The organism is Anaerostipes sp. AF04-45 (assembly GCF_003461725.1).
GTDB classification, from domain to species: domain Bacteria; phylum Bacillota; class Clostridia; order Lachnospirales; family Lachnospiraceae; genus Anaerostipes; species Anaerostipes caccae.
This window is the reverse complement of sequence record NZ_QTXQ01000012.1, coordinates 1145-21915: the sequence shown is the minus strand read 5'-3', so window position 1 is coordinate 21915 and position 20771 is coordinate 1145. Positions and strand designations below refer to the sequence as shown.

At 43.8% G+C, this 20771-nt stretch carries 21 protein-coding genes; 20 read left to right on the top strand and 1 reads right to left on the bottom strand.

Going from position 1 to position 20771, the window contains the following annotated elements:
- The first annotated feature begins 42 nt into the window (after positions 1–42).
- The 17 genes from DWV34_RS14840 (at position 43) to DWV34_RS14760 (ending at position 17090) form a co-directional block, all read left to right on the top strand.
- Complete coding sequence (locus DWV34_RS14840; protein WP_009289730.1) at positions 43–1206, top strand: 3-hydroxyacyl-CoA dehydrogenase NAD-binding domain-containing protein; 1164 nt, start codon at positions 43–45, stop codon at positions 1204–1206.
- A gap of 19 nt (positions 1207–1225) precedes the next feature.
- Positions 1226–1852, top strand: coding sequence for a 3-hexulose-6-phosphate synthase (hxlA, locus tag DWV34_RS14835; RefSeq protein WP_006567089.1), 627 nt, complete (start codon positions 1226–1228; stop codon positions 1850–1852).
- A 19-nt stretch (positions 1853–1871) separates the two neighbouring features.
- On the top strand, positions 1872–2429 hold the full coding sequence (gene hxlB / locus DWV34_RS14830; RefSeq protein WP_009289729.1) for a 6-phospho-3-hexuloisomerase: 558 nt from the start codon (positions 1872–1874) through the stop codon (positions 2427–2429).
- Between the two features lie 27 nt (positions 2430–2456).
- Positions 2457–3665, top strand: coding sequence for an iron-containing alcohol dehydrogenase (locus tag DWV34_RS14825; RefSeq protein ID WP_006567087.1), 1209 nt, complete (start codon positions 2457–2459; stop codon positions 3663–3665).
- A 179-nt stretch (positions 3666–3844) separates the two neighbouring features.
- Positions 3845–4318 (top strand): complex I 24 kDa subunit family protein, encoded by a 474-nt coding sequence (locus DWV34_RS14820; protein ID WP_009289728.1) that lies wholly within the window; start codon positions 3845–3847, stop codon positions 4316–4318.
- Positions 4319–6208, top strand: a complete 1890-nt coding sequence (nuoF, locus tag DWV34_RS14815; protein WP_009289727.1) for an NADH-quinone oxidoreductase subunit NuoF — start codon at positions 4319–4321, stop codon at positions 6206–6208.
- 12 nt (positions 6209–6220) lie between these two features.
- Positions 6221–7906, top strand: a complete 1686-nt coding sequence (locus DWV34_RS14810) for a [FeFe] hydrogenase, group A (protein ID WP_118476581.1) — start codon at positions 6221–6223, stop codon at positions 7904–7906.
- Positions 7907–8133: 227 nt separating this feature from the next.
- Positions 8134–9423: a sn-glycerol-1-phosphate dehydrogenase gene (locus tag DWV34_RS14805; protein WP_118476580.1), complete on the top strand. Its 1290-nt coding sequence runs from the start codon at positions 8134–8136 to the stop codon at positions 9421–9423.
- Between the two features lie 483 nt (positions 9424–9906).
- Positions 9907–10566, top strand: coding sequence for a class II aldolase/adducin family protein (locus DWV34_RS14795; protein ID WP_009289724.1), 660 nt, complete (start codon positions 9907–9909; stop codon positions 10564–10566).
- 21 nt (positions 10567–10587) lie between these two features.
- Complete coding sequence (locus tag DWV34_RS14790; protein ID WP_009289723.1) at positions 10588–11628, top strand: zinc-binding dehydrogenase; 1041 nt, start codon at positions 10588–10590, stop codon at positions 11626–11628.
- A gap of 13 nt (positions 11629–11641) precedes the next feature.
- Positions 11642–11944 carry a PTS sugar transporter subunit IIB gene (locus DWV34_RS14785; protein ID WP_006567078.1) on the top strand — a complete coding sequence of 101 codons (303 nt, stop codon included), beginning with the start codon at positions 11642–11644 and terminating at the stop codon, positions 11942–11944.
- 33 nt (positions 11945–11977) lie between these two features.
- A complete protein-coding gene (locus DWV34_RS14780) occupies positions 11978–13237 on the top strand; it encodes a PTS transporter subunit IIC (protein ID WP_009289722.1) in 1260 nt (419 codons plus the stop codon).
- 30 nt (positions 13238–13267) lie between these two features.
- Positions 13268–13714 carry a PTS sugar transporter subunit IIA gene (locus tag DWV34_RS14775; RefSeq protein ID WP_009289721.1) on the top strand — a complete coding sequence of 149 codons (447 nt, stop codon included), beginning with the start codon at positions 13268–13270 and terminating at the stop codon, positions 13712–13714.
- An 83-nt stretch (positions 13715–13797) separates the two neighbouring features.
- On the top strand, positions 13798–14022 hold the full coding sequence (locus DWV34_RS17760) for an HTH domain-containing protein (protein ID WP_243000893.1): 225 nt from the start codon (positions 13798–13800) through the stop codon (positions 14020–14022).
- Positions 14023–14051: 29 nt separating this feature from the next.
- A complete protein-coding gene (locus DWV34_RS14770; protein WP_243000890.1) occupies positions 14052–15875 on the top strand; it encodes a BglG family transcription antiterminator in 1824 nt (607 codons plus the stop codon).
- 49 nt (positions 15876–15924) lie between these two features.
- Positions 15925–16509, top strand: a complete 585-nt coding sequence (locus DWV34_RS14765; RefSeq protein ID WP_006567074.1) for a helix-turn-helix domain-containing protein — start codon at positions 15925–15927, stop codon at positions 16507–16509.
- A 203-nt stretch (positions 16510–16712) separates the two neighbouring features.
- Positions 16713–17090, top strand: coding sequence for a BlaI/MecI/CopY family transcriptional regulator (locus DWV34_RS14760; protein ID WP_006567073.1), 378 nt, complete (start codon positions 16713–16715; stop codon positions 17088–17090).
- A gap of 190 nt (positions 17091–17280) precedes the next feature.
- On the opposite strand, the gene DWV34_RS14755 is transcribed toward DWV34_RS14760, so the two are convergent.
- Positions 17281–17499 carry a DUF6465 family protein gene (locus DWV34_RS14755; RefSeq protein WP_006567072.1) on the bottom strand — a complete coding sequence of 73 codons (219 nt, stop codon included), beginning with the start codon at positions 17497–17499 and terminating at the stop codon, positions 17281–17283.
- Positions 17500–17655: 156 nt separating this feature from the next.
- Here DWV34_RS14755 and DWV34_RS14750 point away from each other — a divergent pair, with 156 nt between their 5' ends.
- From DWV34_RS14750 to DWV34_RS14740, 3 genes are all read left to right on the top strand, one after another.
- Positions 17656–18051: an ArsR/SmtB family transcription factor gene (locus DWV34_RS14750; protein ID WP_039930420.1), complete on the top strand. Its 396-nt coding sequence runs from the start codon at positions 17656–17658 to the stop codon at positions 18049–18051.
- Positions 18052–18075: 24 nt separating this feature from the next.
- Positions 18076–18294 carry a heavy-metal-associated domain-containing protein gene (locus DWV34_RS14745; RefSeq protein ID WP_006567070.1) on the top strand — a complete coding sequence of 73 codons (219 nt, stop codon included), beginning with the start codon at positions 18076–18078 and terminating at the stop codon, positions 18292–18294.
- 74 nt (positions 18295–18368) lie between these two features.
- A complete protein-coding gene (locus DWV34_RS14740) occupies positions 18369–20246 on the top strand; it encodes a heavy metal translocating P-type ATPase (protein ID WP_009289718.1) in 1878 nt (625 codons plus the stop codon).
- The last annotated feature ends 525 nt before the right edge of the window (positions 20247–20771 follow it).

Below are 20771 nucleotides of genomic sequence, written 5' to 3'. Positions count from 1 at the left end.
AACACACCTTTAACATTATGATTTGTAGAAAAGGAGATTTTTATGAAAGCGGTACATTTTGGAGCAGGAAAAATCGGCAGAGGATTTATAGCAGACTTATTACATAATACAGGATATGAGATTACGTTTGTCGATGTAAATGAAAAATTAAATGCTGAGATGAATCAGTATCACAATTATTACCTGTATGTAATCCAGGAAGATTACAGAAGAAAAGAGATCGATAAAGTCTCTGCATTATCTCCGATTACGCAGCCGGAAGAAGTGACACAGGCGATTACAGACGCCGATCTGGTGACAACAGCAGTCATCGCAGACAATTTTCCAAAGATCGCAAACAACCTGGCAGCTGGATTAAAAGCCAGATTAGACGCAGGAAAAGAAAGGGTCAATGTAATCCCATGTGAGAATGCTTTTTACTGCGGGGTTATGTTAAAGAAAGAACTGTTAAAGACAGGGATTCTCACAGAGGAGGAACTGGATAAGATCGCCGGAATCCCGAGCACAGCAGTGGACCGTATGGTGTTTGCAGCTGACCGTGACGGAAGGGACGGAATTGATGTGGGCAATACATTTGAACTTGTCATTGAAAAAGAGCAGCTGGTGGACCCGGATGCCGAGCCGATCAAAGATGCAGAATATGCTGACAACCTCGATAAGTATTTAGAAAGAAAACTTTGTGTTGTCAATGGCGGACATACGATGTCAGCTTACATCGCCCGCCAGATGGGTTATGATATTATTCAGGACTACTTTATGGTGCCGGAAAACAAACAACTGACGAGAGACATTATGCTTCAGGCCAGCGCATTTATCGAGAAAAAACATGGTTTTGCACATGAAGATATGGTTGATTATATTGACGCTACCATCGGACGCTGGTCTACACCAGGTGTCAAAGATACTGTTGAGCGGATCGCTAAAGCTCCGATCCGGAAGCTGGATCCGGAAGACCGTATGGTGAAACCGGCTGTTCAATGTGAAGAGTACGGACTTGCAAATGACCTGATCCTGAAGGGAATCGCGGCAGCATTCTTATATGACATGGACGGGGATGAGCAGGCTGCCCAGATTCAGGCATATATCAGTGAAAACGGAATTGAAAAAGCAGTTTCACACTATACCGGAATCGAAGCCGGAAGCAGAATTTATAATAAAATTTTAAAATATTATAACGAGTATGCAGCCCAAAAAACAAATAAATAAATTTTAGGAGGAAAAAAGAATGAAATTACAGCTGGCATTGGATGAAATGAATCTTGTGGACGCCCTGCGTTTTGCCGACAAGGTTGCGGAACATGTTGACATTATTGAAGTGGGAACACCTTTTGTTATGGACGAAGGAATGAGGGGAGTGCGTGAATTTCACCGTTTCTTCCCGGATAAGGAGATCCTGGCGGATTTAAAGATCATGGACGGAGGATATTTAGAAGCAAGCTATGCCTATGAGGCAGGGGCTGCCTATGCTACCATTTTGGGAGTTTCTGATAATTTGACAATAGAAGGAGCCTTAAAAGCTGCCAGAGATTATGAAAGAAAACTGGTCGTAGATATGATTTGTGTGGAAGACCTTCCGGCAAGGATCGCAAAAATGGAAGAGATCGGAGTGGATATCCTGGCTGTGCACACCGGAGCCGACCAGCAGGCAGCGGGAAGAGAACCTATTCAGGATCTGGAAGTTATGACAGCAAATGCAAAGAAATCTCAGATTGCCGTAGCAGGAGGAATCAACAGTAAGACTATCGGCAAATATGTAGAATTAAAACCAGATATCGTGATCGTTGGATCTGCTATCGGTCATGCGGATGATCCGGTTGCAGAAGCAAAAGCAATTCAAGATGCATTATTATAATCAAGGAGGAAGAAAGAATATGAGCGAGTGCAAAAATGTTTTTTCCATTTTAAACGAATTAATGGAAAACGCAAAAGAAATCCAGAATGAAGACGTGTTAAAGGTAGAAGATCTGATTATGAACGCAAAAAGGATCTTCGTAGGCGGAGCAGGGCGGTCCGGCTTTGCTGCCAGAGGGTTCTCTAACCGGCTGATGCATTTGGGATTTCAGGTTTATTTTGTCGGGGAGCCTACGACTCCTAGTATCCAGGAAGGTGACCTGCTGATTGTCGGTTCAGGCTCAGGGAATACAGCCAGCTTAGTTTCCAATGCCAAGACTGCAAAGGCTCAGGGAGCAAAGGTTGCGACTGTCACAATGTTCCCAGAAAATAAGATAGGTTCTATGGCAGATGCGGCCATCCGCATTCCGGGAGTGACAGAAAAATGTGCAGGCCAGGGAAAAGGCAGCGTCCAGTCTTCCGGGTCTTCTTTTGAAGAATTGACATGGATCACATATGACGCTATCGTCATGGATTTGATGAGGATCACAAAACAGGGTGACAAGGAATTGTTTGCACGTCACGCAAATATGGAATAATTAAGACGGAAACGGAAGGAGATTCAAATGAATGATTTTACATTTTTAAGCCCTACCAGACTGGTTGTGGGAAGAGATGCAGAAAAAGAAACGGGAAAATGGATCAAAGAATACGGCGGAACAACCGTGCTGGTACATCACGACAGCGGATTTGTAAAACAAAACGGATTTGTCGACAAAGTGATCGATATGTTAAAAGCAGACGGATTGAAGGTAGTGGAACTCGGAGGAGTTGTCCCGAACCCTCATTTGTCAAAGGTTTATGAGGGGATCGAACTCTGTAAGAAAGAGGGCGTCGATTTTCTTCTGGCCATCGGCGGAGGAAGCGTTATCGATTCTACAAAGGCGATTGCCATGGGTCTTCCTTATGAAGGAGACGTCTGGGATTTCTTTATCGAAGAAGACGGGGTACCTCATGATGTGCCGACAAAGAGTACTCCTCTAGGTGTCATTCTTACCATTGCCGCCACAGGAAGTGAGGCGTCTAACAGCTGTGTTATTACAAAAGCAGACGAAAACTTAAAACGGTTCTGTGACAATGACATCAACCGTGCCAGATTTGCCATTGAAAATCCGGAACTTACAATGACTCTGCCTCCATTCCAGACGGCATGCGGTATCATTGACATCATGTCTCACTCCTTTGAGAGATATTTTACTCCTGAAAAGGAGAATGACATACTGACGGACTATTTATGTGAGGCTATTTTCCACACATGTATGGACTGCGGACGGATTCTCATGAAAGATCCGGAAAATTACGAGGCAAGAGCCAGCATCATGGTGGCATCGACCCTTTCGCACAATGGTCTGACCGGCATGGGAAGAACCGGCGACTGGGCATCCCATTTCATCGAGCATGAGTTATCCGGTGAATACCAGAGCGTAACTCATGGAGCAGGGCTTGCGGTGATTACTCCTGCATGGATGAAATATGTGTACAAAGACAATATGGACAAATTTATAAAATGGGCAACTCGTGTTATGGGAGTGTCTATGGACTATGGCGATCCGGAGAGAACTGTACTGGAAGCCATCGACCGTTTAGAATTGTTTTTCTTAAGCCTTGGAGTTCCGACAAAATTAAGGGATGTTCCCGGAGTTGAGGATTTAGATGAAGAAGTGATGGAGCGCATGGCGAAACGAGTACGCGTTGTCCATGAGGACGGAAGCATCGGCTGGGTGCGCCGCTTAAATACAGAAGATATTGTAGAAATATTTAAACTGGCGATGTAAAAAATAATGAAAGAAAGTCCCACAGTGAAAAAGACTGCTGTCTTTTATCACTGTGGGACTTTCTGCGGTTTGGTGAAAAGTTTTATACTTATTTTATTGATAATCAGTCAAAATTGACATATAATTAACGGTGATTGATAAAAATTTAACCAAAATGCACAACGTAAAGGAGGTATCTCATGTTAAACCAGGCCTACTATGACAAAACAGATGAGATCATAGCATCTCACGGGCTTACGCAGGCTGCTTTGATCCCGATCATCCAGGATATTCAGGCAGAATACCGCTATCTTCCGCCGGAGCTTTTAAGTTATGTGGCATCAAAGCTGTCCATTGACGAAGCCAAGGCGTACAGTGTTGCGACCTTTTATGAAAATTTTTCTTTTGAGCCAAAAGGAAAATATATCATTAAAGTCTGCAACGGAACAGCCTGTCATGTCCGCAAATCGGTCTCCATTCTGGAACGTCTTTACAGTGAACTGGGGCTTTCAGAGGAGAAAGCGACTACGGATGATATGATGTTCACGCTGGAGACCGTTTCCTGTCTCGGCGCCTGCGGTCTTGCACCGGTCCTCACCGTCAATGACAAAGTCTATCCGGCGATGACCCCGGATGCTGCCGCTGAACTGATTCGAGAACTGAGAGGAGCTTAGATGATGAAAAAGATTGAAAACAGAGAAGCTCTCGGACAGATCCGTCAGACTTCCAGGGAGCAGATGAACAAAAGTAAGTGCCGGGTCCTGATCTGTGCAGGTACAGGCTGTCTTTCCGGAGGGTCCGGTGCCATCTATGACAGGATGTGTGAGTTAGTGGGGGAACATCCAGACGTAGAAGTCCATTTCGGACCGGAGATTGCACACGGAGACGGTGAGATTGGAATTAAAAAAAGCGGATGCCATGGCTTCTGCGAGATGGGTCCTTTGATGAGGATCGAGCCTCAGGGAATCCTATATACGAAGGTGAAGCTGGAAGACTGTGAGGAAATTTTTCACAGGACGATCGAAAAGGGGGAACCGATCAGGCATCTGTTATTCAAGAGGGATGGAATTGAATATCAGAGACAGGAAGAGATTCCCTTCTATAAAAAACAGACGAGAATCGTGCTGAAAAACTGCGGGCATATTGACGCAGAACACATAGAGGAATATTTGTCCATCGGCGGATACGAGGCTCTGGAAAAAGCACTGTTTGACATGAAGCCGGAAGAGGTGATCAGCGAAATATCTGAGTCGAACTTAAGAGGGCGGGGAGGCGGAGGTTTCCCGACAGGGTATAAGTGGTCCCAAGTAGCCGGACAGGAAGAGAAAATCCGCTATGTCGTATGCAACGGAGACGAGGGAGACCCGGGTGCATTTATGGACCGGAGCATCATGGAGGGAGATCCCCACAAGATGATCGAAGGCATCATGATTGCAGCCTATGCGGTGGGTGCTCAGGAAGGATACATTTACGTGCGGGCCGAATACCCACTGGCAATCAGCCGTCTGAAACGGGCTATAGAACAGGCGGAAGAATACGGACTTCTGGGAGATCATATCCTGGGAACCGATTTTTCTTTCCACTTACATATCAATAAAGGAGCAGGTGCTTTCGTTTGCGGAGAGGGAAGCGCACTGACGGCATCCATCGAGGGCAACCGGGGAATGCCCCGTGTAAAACCGCCGAGAACCGTGGAACAGGGACTGTTCGGAAAGCCGACGGTGCTGAATAATGTAGAGACGTTCGCCAATGTACCGATGATCATCACAGAAGGGGCACAGTGGTTTAAAGGGATCGGACCGGAAAAGAGTCCCGGAACCAAGGCGTTTGCCCTGACAGGCAGTGTCAACCACACGGGCCTGATCGAGGTGCCTATGGGAACGACGCTCCGGGAAGTGATCTATGACATCGGCGGAGGAATCAAGGGAGACGGAGAATTCAAGGCGGTACAGATCGGAGGACCGTCCGGAGGATGTCTGATCACACCGCACCTGGATGTAAATCTGGACTTTGATTCCCTGAAAAAAATGGGTGCCATGATCGGTTCCGGAGGCCTTGTTGTCATGGATGACAGCACCTGTATGGTAGAAGTGGCACGGTTTTTCATGAACTTTACCCAGAATGAAAGCTGCGGAAAATGTGTTCCCTGCCGGGAAGGAACCAAGCGAATGCTGGAGATACTTGAGCGGATCGTAGAAGGAAAAGGGAAGCCTGAAGATCTGGATCTTTTAGAGGAACTTGCCACGACGATCACAGAGACGGCGCTCTGCGGGCTGGGAAAAAGTGCTGCCCTGCCTGTCATGAGTACCTTAAAACTGTTCCGCGATGAGTATGTGGAGCATGTGGTTGACAAGAAGTGCGCTTCTCATAACTGCAATGCCCTGAGAAGATTTATCATCAGCCCGGAACGCTGCAAAGGATGTTCCAAATGTGCAAGGAACTGTCCGGCAGATGCCATCAGCGGACGGATCAAAGAGCCGTATGTAATTGACAATGATAAATGCATTAAGTGCGGGGCTTGTGAGAGTGCCTGTGCGTTTGGTGCGATCCATATTGAAGGGTAGGAGGGGAAGAAGATGAGTTATATGACAATCAATAACAGAAGGGTAGAGTTCACAGATGAAAAAAATGTTTTGTCTGTCATCCGAAAATCCGGGATCGATCTTCCTACATTCTGCTATCATTCCGAACTTTCCACATACGGTGCATGCCGGATGTGTGTGGTGGAAGATAACCGGGGAAGGATCTTTGCATCCTGCTCTGAGACCCCAAGGGATAAGATGGTAATCTATACGAATACCCCAAGGCTTAAGCATCACAGAAAAATGATCATCGAGCTTTTGCTGGCCTCCCACTGCAGAGACTGTACGACCTGTACGAAAAACGGTGTCTGTGTCCTGCAGAAATTGTCCAGACAGCTGGGCATCAAGGAGGTGCGCTTTGAGAAAAATAAAAAGCAGCTTCCGAAGGATTTGTCTTCCGAATGTATTATCCGAGACCCTAACAAATGTATTTTATGCGGAGACTGCGTGAGGACTTGCGATGAAATTCAGGGCATGGGAATCCTGGACTTTGCATTCCGCGGGTCAAAAATGCAGGTGACAACGGCTTTTAACAAAGACCTGGCACAGACGGACTGCGTGGGATGCGGACAGTGCCGTGCGGTCTGTCCTACCGGAGCCATTACGATCAAGCAGGACATTGAAAGAGTCTGGGAAGCGCTGTCTGATCCGGAAAAACGGGTTGTTGTCCAGATTGCTCCCGCCGTGCGCGTAGCCGTGGGAGACAAGTTCGGAATTCCGAAAGGAGAGAATGTCCTGGGGCGTCTTGTAGCCGCACTCAGAAGGATCGGATTTGATGAAGTCTATGATACAAACTTCGGCGCAGACTTAACGGTCATGGAAGAATCCAAAGAACTGGTAGAACGGCTTGAATCCGGTGATAATCTTCCGTTATTCACTTCCTGCTGTCCTGCATGGGTGAAATTTTGTGAGAACCGGTATCCGCAGTTCAGAAAAAATATTTCAACCTGCCGTTCTCCTCAGGAGATGTTCGGAGCGCTGATCAAGGAAGAGGCACGGATGGGTGAGGCAGACGACTCAAGGAAAACTGTGGTCGTATCGATCATGCCGTGTACCGCAAAGAAAGCAGAAATCACGAGGCCGGAACATTTCAATGAAGGGGAACAAAATGTAGACTATGTTCTGACAACGACCGAGGCATCCCGCATGATTCAGGAGTCAGGGATAGACCTTACTCAGGTAGAGCCGGAGGCTCTGGATATGCCGTTTGGAATCTCTTCCGGGGCAGGAGCAATCTTTGGTGTGACCGGAGGAGTGACAGAGGCTGTCCTGCGCCGTCTGATGAACAGCGACCGGGCAGAAGATCTGGAGGCCATCAGTTTTACCGGTGTCCGGGGCGTGGACGGGATCAAAGAAGCTTCCGTTAAGCTGGGAGACAGGGACGTAAAGATCGCGGTAGTCAATGGTCTCAAATGTGCCTCAGAGGTACTGGATAAATTGGATGCGGGAGAGATCTATTATGACTTTGTTGAAGTCATGGCATGCAAGAGAGGATGCATTACCGGAGGAGGCCAGCCTGTGCCGATCGGGCCGAGGACAAAGAAAGCGAGAGTTGAGGGTCTGTATAAGATCGATAAGATGGCCCAGATCAAGCTTTCCAGCCAGAATCCGATTGTGGCGACCGTTTATGACGGAATTCTGAAAGGGAAGGAACATAAACTGCTCCACAATGAAAAATAGTATAATAGAAAATGGAACGCTTCTTCAAACGGCGTTCCATTTTTCTGTTTAACGGGAGAAAAAACGAGTGCAGCTATGAGGCAGATCAAAGGAGTTGGGATACTGCTCCTTTTCCGGCTGGTAAAGTTTTGGTATGGGAGAAAGGAAACAAACTGATCTTGAAGATCCTTTAAACAAAATATATCATAAAGAAAAGCGGATTTTATTTTCTTAGAAGGGAGAAACATATGAGAATAGATATGAAAGAATTTACCGGAAAATGTACCTGTGGGAAGGAGCACCGGCTGAAGGTGAAGGATATGATCCTGGAGCAGGGGGCACTGCAAAGGATACCGGAGTTTTTACAAAAAGATCCTTATACCCAGTACCGCAATTTCGCAATGGTCTGTGACGATCATACATATGAGGCAGCGGGAAAAGAAGTTGAGAGACTCATCCGCGGGATCAAGGTTATAAAACTGAATCCTGAAAATCTCCATGCCAATGAGATCGGTGTACAAAAAGTCCGGAAAGCATTGGAGCAGATGGAAGGCATCGACTGCCTGATCGCAGTTGGCTCCGGAACCATCCATGATCTCACAAGGTATCATGCATATGAAGATCAGATTCCATTCATTTCCGTGCCTACGGCAGCCAGTGTAGACGGATATGTTTCCACAGTAGCCGCCATGTCATGGTACGGGTTTAAAAAAAGTATGATTGCGGTCTCACCGATCCTTGTAGTCGCTGACAGCCGCGTAATCGCTCATGCACCAATGCGTCTGACGGCCTCAGGTGTGGGGGACCTTCTGGGAAAATATACGGCGCTTGCAGACTGGAAGATCACACATCTCTTAAACGGTGAATCTATCTGCAGCAGAATCTGCAGCATGGAGTATGAAGCTTTGGATAACTTGAAAAAATCATTGGAAGGGCTGATACGAGGAGAAATTGCCGCATATGAAGAATTAATGTACGGGCTGCTTCTATCGGGCCTAGCCATGCAGATGACAGGGAATTCCCGTCCGGCATCCGGTTCGGAGCATCATATGGCACATTTTTGGGAAATGGCAGTTATCAATGAGGAAATCAGTGCGTATCACGGAGAAAAAGTCGGAGTTGGGCTTGTTTTGGCCAGCGATATATACCATAAGGCGGCTGATTATTTAAGACAGGGTAAGTTTGAGATCAAAGAATCTGTGGATGTGGAGACAGATCTGATTGAACGTATATTTACGAACAAAGAACTCTGTGAAAATATTAAAAAAACCAATGATCCGAATCTTCTGGATACGATAGATCCAGCAGTATTAAAGCAGAAGACAAAAGAAATCACTGCGATAATCGAAGAAATTCCGAAGCCGGAAGAAATAGAAGAAATGCTTCGGAAAGTGAACGGAACTGCTGGTCTTCAGGATCTTGGCTTTGATTTATCAATGAGAGAAAAGACGGCCAAAATCGCGCCGTATATCAGAGACCGCATTACATTTTTGAGGATATTAAAGTTTTATGACTTTTATGATAAAGTTATAAGGTAAAAATATGATTGCATATTGAAATGGGAGCCGCAGTGAATGCGGCTCTTTTTGTATGTCATTTTGACCAGTTTTCCGGCTTGCTGTCTCAGAAATGTAAGATTTTCTAACTTTCAGCAAAGCCTCCAAACTGGTCAAAATGGACATAGTTTCTTCTGGAGAAGGCTGATGAATAAAGAAACCTTATATTGAATAACCCATTTTATACAAAGAATACCTTTCCAGCAGATAATATGTCCATTTTCCACACGATTGGAGTGAGGCATTCTAAGAGCCGAACGGAAATCGTGTGGAAAATGTCTTTAGTCAAATTTTGTCCGGATGCATGGATATATTTTTAACCAGATAGTAAAAAACACTGTCAGAACAGGGGTAAGGCTTTTGTCTTGAGAATGAAAAGTGTGAACGATATACTGAATTCATACCACACAACATCCTAATTCATGAATTAGCAGAAGCAAAAAAACTATTCAAAAGGAGATTAAAATGGCAAACAAGGTAAATGACATTAAGAAGGAAATCGTTCTTTATGCAAAATTATTGGATGCAAAAGGCTTGGTGAATACACTAGAGGGAAATATATCAATTTTAGACCGTGAAACCGGAGAATTATATATCACACCTTCAGGGACTAGAAAAGCATTTGTAGACGAAGACATGGTAGCAGTTGTAAAAGACGGGAAACAGATTGCGGGAAGTGTGAACCGGTCCAGCGAATATCTGCTCCATGAGGCTGCACTGAAAGCAAGGCCTGACTGCAATGCAGTGGCACATATCCATGCTCCGTATTTAACAGCCTATGCGTACTGTAATCAGACAATTAAACTGAAATGTTCTACCACATTTTCCTTAGTTTTCGGAGAGATTCCGTGTCTGCCTTATGGAGAGGCGGGAACGATCCACATTGCAGATGGAATTGAAGAGGCAATGAAAGAACATGATCTGGTTTTGCTTGGTAATCACGGATGTGTAGCCGTTGGGCAGACATTAGAAGATGCAGTGAAAATTATCGAGGCGGCAGAGGAAGTATTGAAAATTGCGAAGATTGCAGGAGAAGTCGGCACGATCACAGATATTCCGGATGATAAATTGGAATCATTATTCGAACACCACCCGGGAAGCAAAAGAAACAGAAATAAGAAATAAGGAAGAGGAGGGAATTTTAAAATGAAAGCAGCAATTATGTACGGACCAAATGATATCAGGGTGGAAGAAACCGAGAAACCAGCATGCCCCAAAGGAGGGCTGTTGCTAAAGGTTAAAGCCATCGGACTCTGCGGGTCAGATATCAGAAACCTAACGACAGATTCGAGAAAGGGAGATTATCCCCACATTTATGGTCACGAGGTGGTTGGGGAAGTTGCGGAAGTTTCACCGGAGATTACTACATATGCCGTAGGGGACCGGCTTTATGTTTATCCGGTAGAACATTGTTTAAAGTGTGAAGCATGCAGGAGCGGCCACAGTGAAAACTGTGAAAATGCAGGAGACTATGCGAACCGTCAGGGAGGCTTTGCAGATTATCTCCCGGTGCCTCCGGAGCAGCTTAATGCAGATGCTGTATATCCAATCCCGGACGGGGTCGATTACAACAGTGCATCACTGGGAGAACCATTATCTTCTGTCTATGCATGTCAGGAAAACGTAAATGTCACTCTGGGAGATACGGTTGTGATCATAGGAGCCGGTCCTATCGGCTGTTTCCATGCACAGCTGGCAAAGATCCGCGGAGCTAAAAAGATCATCATGATCGAGATCAACGACAAGCGCTTAGAGACAGCAAAGCAGTTTGGAGTCGATCATATTGTGAACAGCACAAAAGAAGATCCGATCGAAGCCGTAAAAAGGCTGACCGGGGGAAAAGGAGCGGAAAAAGTGATCTCCGCAAATCCATCAACAGCTGCACAGTCACAGGCCGTTTTTATGGCAAAAAAAGGCGGAATCATCGTATTCTTCGGCGGAGTGCCTAAGGGAGCTTTGACAGAAATAGATTCAAACTATATTCATTATAACAGCCTGTGGATTTACGGACACTACGGTGCCAACAGCATGCAGGTGCAGAAATCTTATGAATTGGCAATTTCCGATGCTTTTCCGACGGAAAAATTCATCACTCATGTACTGCCGTTAAGTGAGATAAACAAGGGGATAGAGCTGACTAGAACAGGGGAGGCAATCAAAGTCGTATTGCTTCCGAATGAAGAATAGGAGATGAAAGATTATGGCAAAAGAATTGAAAATATTAGTGGCCTGCGGAAGCGGAGTGGCCACCTCTACCGTTGCACAGGAAGCGGTAAAGAAAATATGTAAGGATGCTGGGATTCCGGCAAAGATCATAAAAAGCACAATGACAGAAATCCCGGCAAAACAGGCAGATGTAGACATAGTTATGGTGACAACAAATTACCGGCAGAAATTAGAGAAACCTCTGATCAAAGTATTTGGGCTGATCTCGGGGATCAATGAGGATAAGATCAGGGATGAGATCATAGAAACATGCCACAGGCTTCAAAATGAAAATTAGTGATCAGCTTTAGAAAAGATAGGAGAGAGACATATGGATATTTTATTAAAAGCGGTTCAGGCTTTATTGAATATGGGTGCTGTTGCCCTGCTTCCAATCATGATCTGTATTCTGGGACTCGTGTTCCGGATGAAGTTTGGGGCATCGCTGAAGGCCGGATTAATGGTAGGAATCGGTTTCCAGGGATTGAGTTTAACGGTTGGTCTGCTCACAGCCACGATTGAACCGATTACACAATACTATCAAAAAATGGGAAGCGGTTTTACGGCCGCAGATATCGGATTTGCAGCCGTGGGCGGAGCCTCATGGACCGTACCGTTTGCGCCGATCGCGGTGCCGCTGATCGTAATCGCAAACTTTATCCTGCTGAGAGCGGGGCTGACGAAGGTACTGAATGTGGATATTTGGAATTACATTCATTTTCTGATCCCCGGAGCCCTGGCCTATGCACTTTGGGGAAACGCGGTGCTCGGCCTGGCAATCACAGTTGGACTTTCCATTGCAGCACTGTACGCCGGGCAGGCGATCGCACATAAATGGCAGGATTTTTTCGGCCTCGATGGAACAACCTGTTCAACCTTGTCTTTTACTACTTTTATGTATCCCTTATCTTGGGTCATTAACAAGCTGATCGACCATATTCCGGGAGTAAAAGACATCGATATTGACATGAAAAAGCTGGAAGAAAAGTTAGGCTTCTTTGGAGATCCGGCATTTGTAGGTCTGATCGTAGGAATTTTTCTGGGATTACTTACGAGACAGGCGCCTACAACGATCTTTGGAATTGGTATGGGAATTGCCAGTGTATTGATCCTGATCCCAAGAATGGTCTCTATCATGATGGAAGGACTTACACCGATCGGAAATGCAGCAAGTGCTTATATGAAAAAACATATGGGGGAAGATGCGGAATTATTCATCGGCATGGATGTGGCTCTGGGGCTGGGAGATCCCGCATGTATTACCTGTACTGCGATTTGTATCCCAATCACAATCTTATTTGCATTTATCATTCCGAATATGGTGTATTTCCCGATTGGACTATTGGGAATTGTGTGCTACACCACGGTTATGTGCGTGCTGGCCAGCAAAGGGAACCTGTTGAGGAGCCTGATCTGTTCCATCGCATCCATGTTTCTGATCACATTCTTTGTCAATATGTTTGTGCCGGAGTGTACAAAGATGCTTTCAGTGACGGGCCTGAAAATACAGGGAATGGTAGCGGACGGATCTTTTGGATATAATCTGGGAACCGTAATCATCTGCTTTATAAGTAAGCTTTTCGGAATGTAGATACAGCCATAAAACAAAGGAGTGACCGCAGTGAGTTCAAAAAATGTATACATAGCGACAGAGGGAAGTGCAAAAGACTGGGAAGAAGCGATCAGGATTTGCGGAACATGCATGATGGAACGTGGAAGTGTCAGCAGATCATTCACAGATTCCTGCATTGAAAGAGAGCGGGAATATCCCACAGGGCTGCCGGCCGGCATACCGGTGGCCATACCGCACAGTAAGGCAGAGGGGATAAAAGAAAATTGTATCTGCTTCTTAAGATTAGACCGACCGGTCCGGTTTTACAGGATGGATGACAGCGAAGAGTATATTGATACGAGGCTGGTGTTCAATCTGGCAATCAAAGGGGCAGATGATCATTTAGAGTTTCTTCAGAAGTTAATGCAGTTTGTACTAGATGAAGGCAGTCTGGAAAAATGCAGCAGCATGCCGCTGGAAGATATTACAAAACTGCTGGAAACAAAATTAGGATAAACTTGAAAGAGAATATGACATTATAGAGAGACAAAAATCTATAATGTCTGTTTCTTTTATTATAAAGAGGAAAGTGATATGCCATGAAACGACGAAGCACCGAGATAATGCAGGCAATACTGAGATCAAAGGAAAACGATATATCTGCAAAGCAGTTTATGTCCAGGTATGATATCTCCAGGAGAACGTTAAAAAATGATATTAATGAGATCAATGATTTCCTCAAGACGATCTCGATGGAGGAGATTTTAATAACTGAGGACGGAAGTTTCAAATTTGGGGGGGGGTGCTTGACAGAGAAACAGTAGAAAAGAACTTATATCAAATGGACATGTATATGTATAAACTGTCACCGGAAGAACGGCAGATTTATATTATGCTTGAATTGATTGCGAATCCCCATTACACGACGATGCACCGGTTTGCAGAGGAGCTCTATGTAAGCCGTATTACGATCATGAGTGACATCGACGCAGTCAAACAGATTTTGATACCCAGCGATGCAGAGCTTCTCTTGGACAGCGGAAAGGGAATCAAATTATCGTGCAGCTATGAGGCGTCATTGGAACTGCTGGTTTCACTCTATAAAAAAATCGCAGTTAATATTAAGAATGACGGATATTTCCAGAGATTGATGCTTGATAAAATGAAGATTCAGTATACATTTTCAGAGCTGTTTTCTTATATGCAGGATTATATGAAGATAAATAATCTGGTCTTCATTGAAGATATATTTTATGACATTGTTTTATATTTATTTGCAGCTTTTAACTTCCGTGAACGCGATCATGCCGGTACAGATAAACTGGTAACGGAAAAGTCGAAATTAACAAACATCGATCATATGATGCTGTATGCAGGCTACATGTTAGAAGTTCCGGTGACAGAAAAAATGATTGCCTGCTTCAGGACCTATATTGAAAAAAATAATTTATATTCGTTTGTAAAGACGGTAGACGAAGTTGAGCTGTATAAGATTATTATGTTTTTTGTTTCACAAATTGATCAGGAGCTCCGGTTAGAATTGACCAATGACGATAAATTAATTGATTCACTTTTGATGCATATTAAAAGCATGAAGGACTGGGGGAACTATGAAGTTGAATTCCCTAAAAATTATGATCTGCCCATGAATTATGAATTGCTGGAGACATTAGTAGAGAAATATTCTTATATTTTAGAATCTTTTTTATCTTATAAATTAAGTACCAATATGAAAAAATCAATCGTTATCCATATTTGTGTGGCGGTGATCAGAAACCGGAGATACTATATCCCGAAGCTTTCCATCGTGATTGTTTGTCCCGGCAGCATGGCTACGGGAAAATATTTGGAAGCACAGATTAAAAACTATTTTGATTTTGAAATTGCAGGCGTTCTTGCCGCGGGTGAAGTGGTCAGTGAACTGGAGCAAATGGAACAAAAGATTGATTTTATTCTATCGACAGTACATATTGAGGCAGACCAGTATAAAGTGATCACAGTCAATCCTTTTTTGACTATGAAGGATTTAAATTTAATCCAAAAAGAAGTCTTTCAAAGCCAGAAACAGATAAATTTGCCGGCAGAAAAGAAAAAGAAGAAAATATTGGAGGATCTTGAGGAATTAATGGATGATGACCGGCTGCCGGCAGAAATATATGACAAGATTGAATCTATGCTTATGGGCTTAAAAAAAGATCCGGAGGAAGAAAGTGCGATGGCAGAGCTGTTAAATAAAGAATTTATCACGATCCATGCAGCTCCCTGCAGCTGGAAAGAGGCCATAAGGCGTTCGGCAAAACCGCTTGAACAATTCGGCTATATTGAGCCGAGATATACACAAGAGGCAATAGAAAAAGTAGAAGAGTACGGAGACTATATCGTGGTCAGTCAGGGTGTGGCACTGGCTCATGCCGGGAAGGATTCCGGAGTGATACAGGATGGGTTAAGCGTATTGGTTTCAAAGGAAGGAATCTGTTTCAGGAAAGAACAGCATCAGGTGAACTTAGTCTTCTGTTTTGCTTCAACGGGAGAAAAGGAATATTTAGATCTGATCAAAGAGATCGTTGCTGTCGGCAAGGAACAAAAACGCCTTAAGAGAATATTAAAATGCAATACGAAAGAAGAGATATATCATGCTCTGATATTTGACCGGGTTCCGGACTCTACGCAGCGTTGATTGTATTCCCGGGAGTCTTTTTTTATAATAGCAGATGAGGTGAATTGATATGGACAGTCAAAAGATAGGAAAACTTATTAAAACATTGAGAAAAGAGAAACAGCTGACGCAGATGCAGCTGGCAGAGCACATGAATATCAGCGATAAAACGATATCAAAATGGGAACGCGGTTTGGGATGCCCTGATATTTCGTTTTTTCCGAAACTGTCCGGGGTTTTTGACGTAGACCTGGAAAAACTGCTCTCAGGCAGGCTCGATGTCAACGAAGTATTAGGAGGAAATATGAAACATATGCAATTTTATATCTGTCCAAACTGCGGTAATCTGGTGACTGCTCTGGCAGATACGGCGGTTTCCTGCTGCGGAAAGAAGTTAAGGGCAGTACAGGCCCGGAAAGCACCGGAAGATGAACGTTTGAAGGTGGAGTCTATTGAAAATGATTACTTTATTTCGTCTCCACATGAAATGACAAGAGATCATTATATCTCTTTTGCTGCGCTGCTGACGGGTGACAGTATGATGGTACGCAGACTCTATCCCGAATGGGATATGCAGACGAGGATTCCCGCTTTCGGTCACGGCAGGCTGTTCTGGTACTGTACAAAGCATGGACTGTATTATCAGCCGGTCTGATTACTTTTGGGGAATGAGCAAAAAGCAAATAACTGCTTAAACGCCATGTCTTTCGGGAGAAAACACAGAAATAACCTGTGTTTTCTCTTTTTTTTGGCATTTTTTTGAAGTATCTGCATTTAAAACTTGAAACTGAGCAAATAATATGATATAATTTACAAAATGATGTTAATTGATTAAATAAATAATAAGGAGAGACGCCGATGATAGACAGAGATTTGACAAACCGGGAAAAACTGATCATGAAGTGTGTATGGGCAGAGAATCGGGAGATTTCCATTCAGGATCTTCAGGATAAACTGAAAGAAATGTTTGACTGGGATGCGAAAAGATCTACGGTCCGTACATTTTTAACAAGCATCGAAGGAAAAGGATTTGTTAAAATTGAGAGAAGAGGAAGATTTTCTTATCTCAAGCCTTTGGTAGACGAAAAAAAATACAAAAGAGAACAGGTACTGAAATTTGTTGATTTTTGGTATGGCGGTTCTAAAGTTGCACTGATCAAAGCTATAAAGGGCAAGAAACTGACAAAGGAGAAAGAAGAGTACCTTCGAAAGGTATTTAATGAGCCGGAAGAATGAAAACTGCAGGAAGATTGTTTCTGTACATCAATCAGCATTGTCAGATGATGACTGAAACTATGAGCCAGATACTTCAAGGACTGGCTCTTTTTTTCGTCCTGCCCGCTTTGTTCTGACAAGAAGAACTGCTGTACGTTTTTCGCACAGCAGCCCCTGCTTAAAAAATAATTATGTAGCGATAGTATCTGAGTTATTCAAGGCTCAGCGGTTCCTCATTAGAAATAGAAGTGCCGTCTTTTGCTTTTGCCACATAAAATACAGACAAATTTTCCGGCTGATAATAGATTTCCAATGATGACAGGGAATTTAATTTTACACCTTTTGATTTGATGTCCTCCTTCACTGCCTTTTCCACATCTGCGACGAGCACATTGTGACTCTGAAACTGTACTTCTGTATAGATTTTCATATTTTATCCTCCTTTCCTGCTTTAATTTTCTTATTATAAACCTTGTTTCATAAATATTCAAAGGATCAGGTGAAATATGAATATATTTTATTTTTTATGATTGACATTTTGATAAAAGAGAGCTATTATAAATATAACATATGAATGATTGTTCATATGAATGAATATAATAATAAAAAGGAGGGTGAGAAGTTGACAGTACATGATATAGACTGCTGTGATACCTATCAGGTCCATGATGACCTTCTGAAAACAGTAAATGAAAAAATGCCCGAGGAAAGTGAACTGCAGGATCTGGCAGACCTTTTTAAGGTCTTTGGAGATTTTACAAGGATCAGGATTCTGTTTGTTTTGTTTGAAGCAGAAGTATGTGTGTGTGACCTGGCGGAGGCTCTTGATATGACTCAGTCTGCCATTTCACATCAGCTGAAGATACTGAAGCAGGCAAGGCTTGTAAAATCCAGAAGAGAAGGGAAATCGGTTTTTTATTCACTGGCAGACGGTCACGTAAGAACGATCATCGCTCAGGGAAGAGATCATATTGAGGAATAATCATAATTAAAATGGGAGGATATTATGAAGAAAAAATTTAAGTTACAGGATTTAGACTGTGCACATTGTGCGGCAAAAATGGAAGAGGCAATTAAAAAAATACCGGGAGTAAATGATGCCAGTGTAAGTTTTATGACTCAGAAAATGACGATCAGCGCAGAAGATGAAAAGTTTGATGAGATCATGCAGAAGGTTGTCAGTACCTGTGCCAAGGTTGAGCCTGACTGCAGGATACTCATCTAGCTGATAAAACCCGGATGGAACGGAGCCGATCCCTCACTCCGGGTTTTATTTTTTAATATAAGGAGACTATAATTATGACAAAAAAACATAAAAAGATGCTGATCCGGATCATCGCGGCATTTTTCCTGCTTGCAGGGCTGATGATTGCGGAACATACGGGAAAGCTGGAAAGTTTGGAAGGTTCATGGGCTTTGTTTGTGATTTATCTGATTCCGTATCTGGTGATCGGCTATGACATTATTTTCAAAGCAGCCAGAAATATCAAAAACGGACAGATATTTGATGAAAATTTTCTCATGATGATTGCCACGTTCGGGGCCTTTGGAGTGAAAGAGTATTCTGAAGCAGTGGCCGTTATGCTGTTTTATCAGGTGGGAGAGCTGTTCCAGAGTTATGCGGTGGGAAAATCCCGCCAGTCTATCTCAGAAATGATGGATATCTGCCCCGAATATGCGAATATTGAGGTTGACGGAGTGCTTACACAGGTTGATCCTGATGAAGTGGAAATAGGAAATTTTATTGTTGTAAAGCCGGGGGAAAGAATTCCTTTGGACGGTGTGGTCATTGAGGGGGAATCCCTGGTCGATACAGCCGCACTGACCGGCGAGTCCGTTCCAAGAAAGGCAGCCGCAGGCGATGAAGTGATCAGCGGGTGCGTCAACGGAAGCGGTACACTGAAAGTAGAAGTGACGAAAGAATTCGAAGACTCCACTGTTGCAAAGATTCTGGAACTGGTGGAAAATGCCAGCAGCAAGAAGGCAAATGTAGAAAATTTCATTACCAAATTTGCAAAATATTATACCCCTGTGGTAACGATCGGTGCTGTGATTCTTGCAGTACTTCCTCCGCTGATCTTAGGAGGAGGCTGGGGTGAATGGGTTCAGAGAGCCTGTATTTTTCTTGTCATCTCCTGTCCATGTGCGCTGGTGATTTCAGTGCCTATGGGATTTTTCGGAGGGATTGGTGCTGCCTCAAGGCTCGGTGTGCTGGTCAAAGGAAGTAATTATCTGGAAGCCGTATCTGAGATGACGACCATCGTATTTGACAAGACAGGAACTTTGACAAAGGGCGAATTTAAAGTGACGGAGATCCTGCCGCAGGGATGCAGCGAGGAGGAACTTCTTGAACTGGCGGCATTGGGTGAAGGATATTCGAATCACCCGATTGCAGGTTCTATCAAAGAGGCATATGGAAAAACAGCGGATATGAACCGTGTGTCCGACGCTGAGGAAATCGCGGGACACGGAATCCGTGTTTTGATCGATGGAAAAGAAATTCTAATCGGAAACGGCAAGCTGATGAGACAGCAGCACATCGACTATGTCTCCTGCAAAAGCAGCGGAACTGTCGTCTACGTGGCCTCTGAGGGAGTGTTTGCAGGTGCCATTGTCATTTCTGATACGGTAAAAGACGGGGCAGAAGAGGCAATCAAACGCATGAAGCAGGCAGGTGTTAAAAAATGTGTCATGCTCACCGGAGACAGGAAAGAGGCAGCTGAATCTGTTGCCGCACAATTAGGGATTGATGAAGTATACGCAGAACTCCTGCCGGGCGATAAAGTAGTTAAGGTGGAAAAGCTCCTGGAAAATCAGAGGGACAAAGAAAAGCTTGCTTTTGCCGGAGACGGTATTAATGATGCTCCGGTGCTTACAAGAGCAGATATTGGGATTGCCATGGGGAGCATGGGATCTGATGCGGCCATAGAAGCCGCGGATGTAGTATTGATGGACGACGATGTCAGAAAGATTGCCTCCACCGTTCATATTTCAAGAAAAACACTGCGGATCGTGAAACAAAATATTGTGTTCGCTTTAGGGGTGAAGGCTCTTGTATTGGCTCTTGGCGCAGCCGGAATGGCAAATATGTGGGAAGCGGTCTTCGCAGATGTCGGAGTATCTGTAATCGCAATTCTTAATTCCATGCGAGCGCTGAAAACCGATGACAAAGAATAAAAGAAAATTAAGGGAAAAATCCTGATTATATGATATGATGCAGCAAAACAGAAACATGATCCTGTTTTGCTGCATTTTTCTTTTTTACCTCTCAGGAAAGAGACTCCGTGACTTCTTTGAACTGAAAAACACTACGGGAACAAAGAAAAGCCTTATAAATACTGCATTTAAATGAATGAGCAAGAGGAAATATTGAAGGATTTACGACAATAGCACAACAAATGAAAGAACATTGTATAACGACTTATACTAAGAAATGCAGAGATATGGAGAACGATACTTGAAATAGAATGTCTTTTTCTATACTGTGAAGTAAAGAAACGACAGTAAGCGAACATACCGAATTTATTCTATTGCTATGTTTGATGAATGCTGAAATATTATAGACAGGTGCTTAAAAATAGTGTAAAATTAACTTGTATTAGGAAAAGAAAAATACTTTTTAATTTTGTATAAAAAGGGGTTGACAGACATGCTTAGAAACTGGTATACTATGACAGACAGACAGACAGACAGACAGACAGA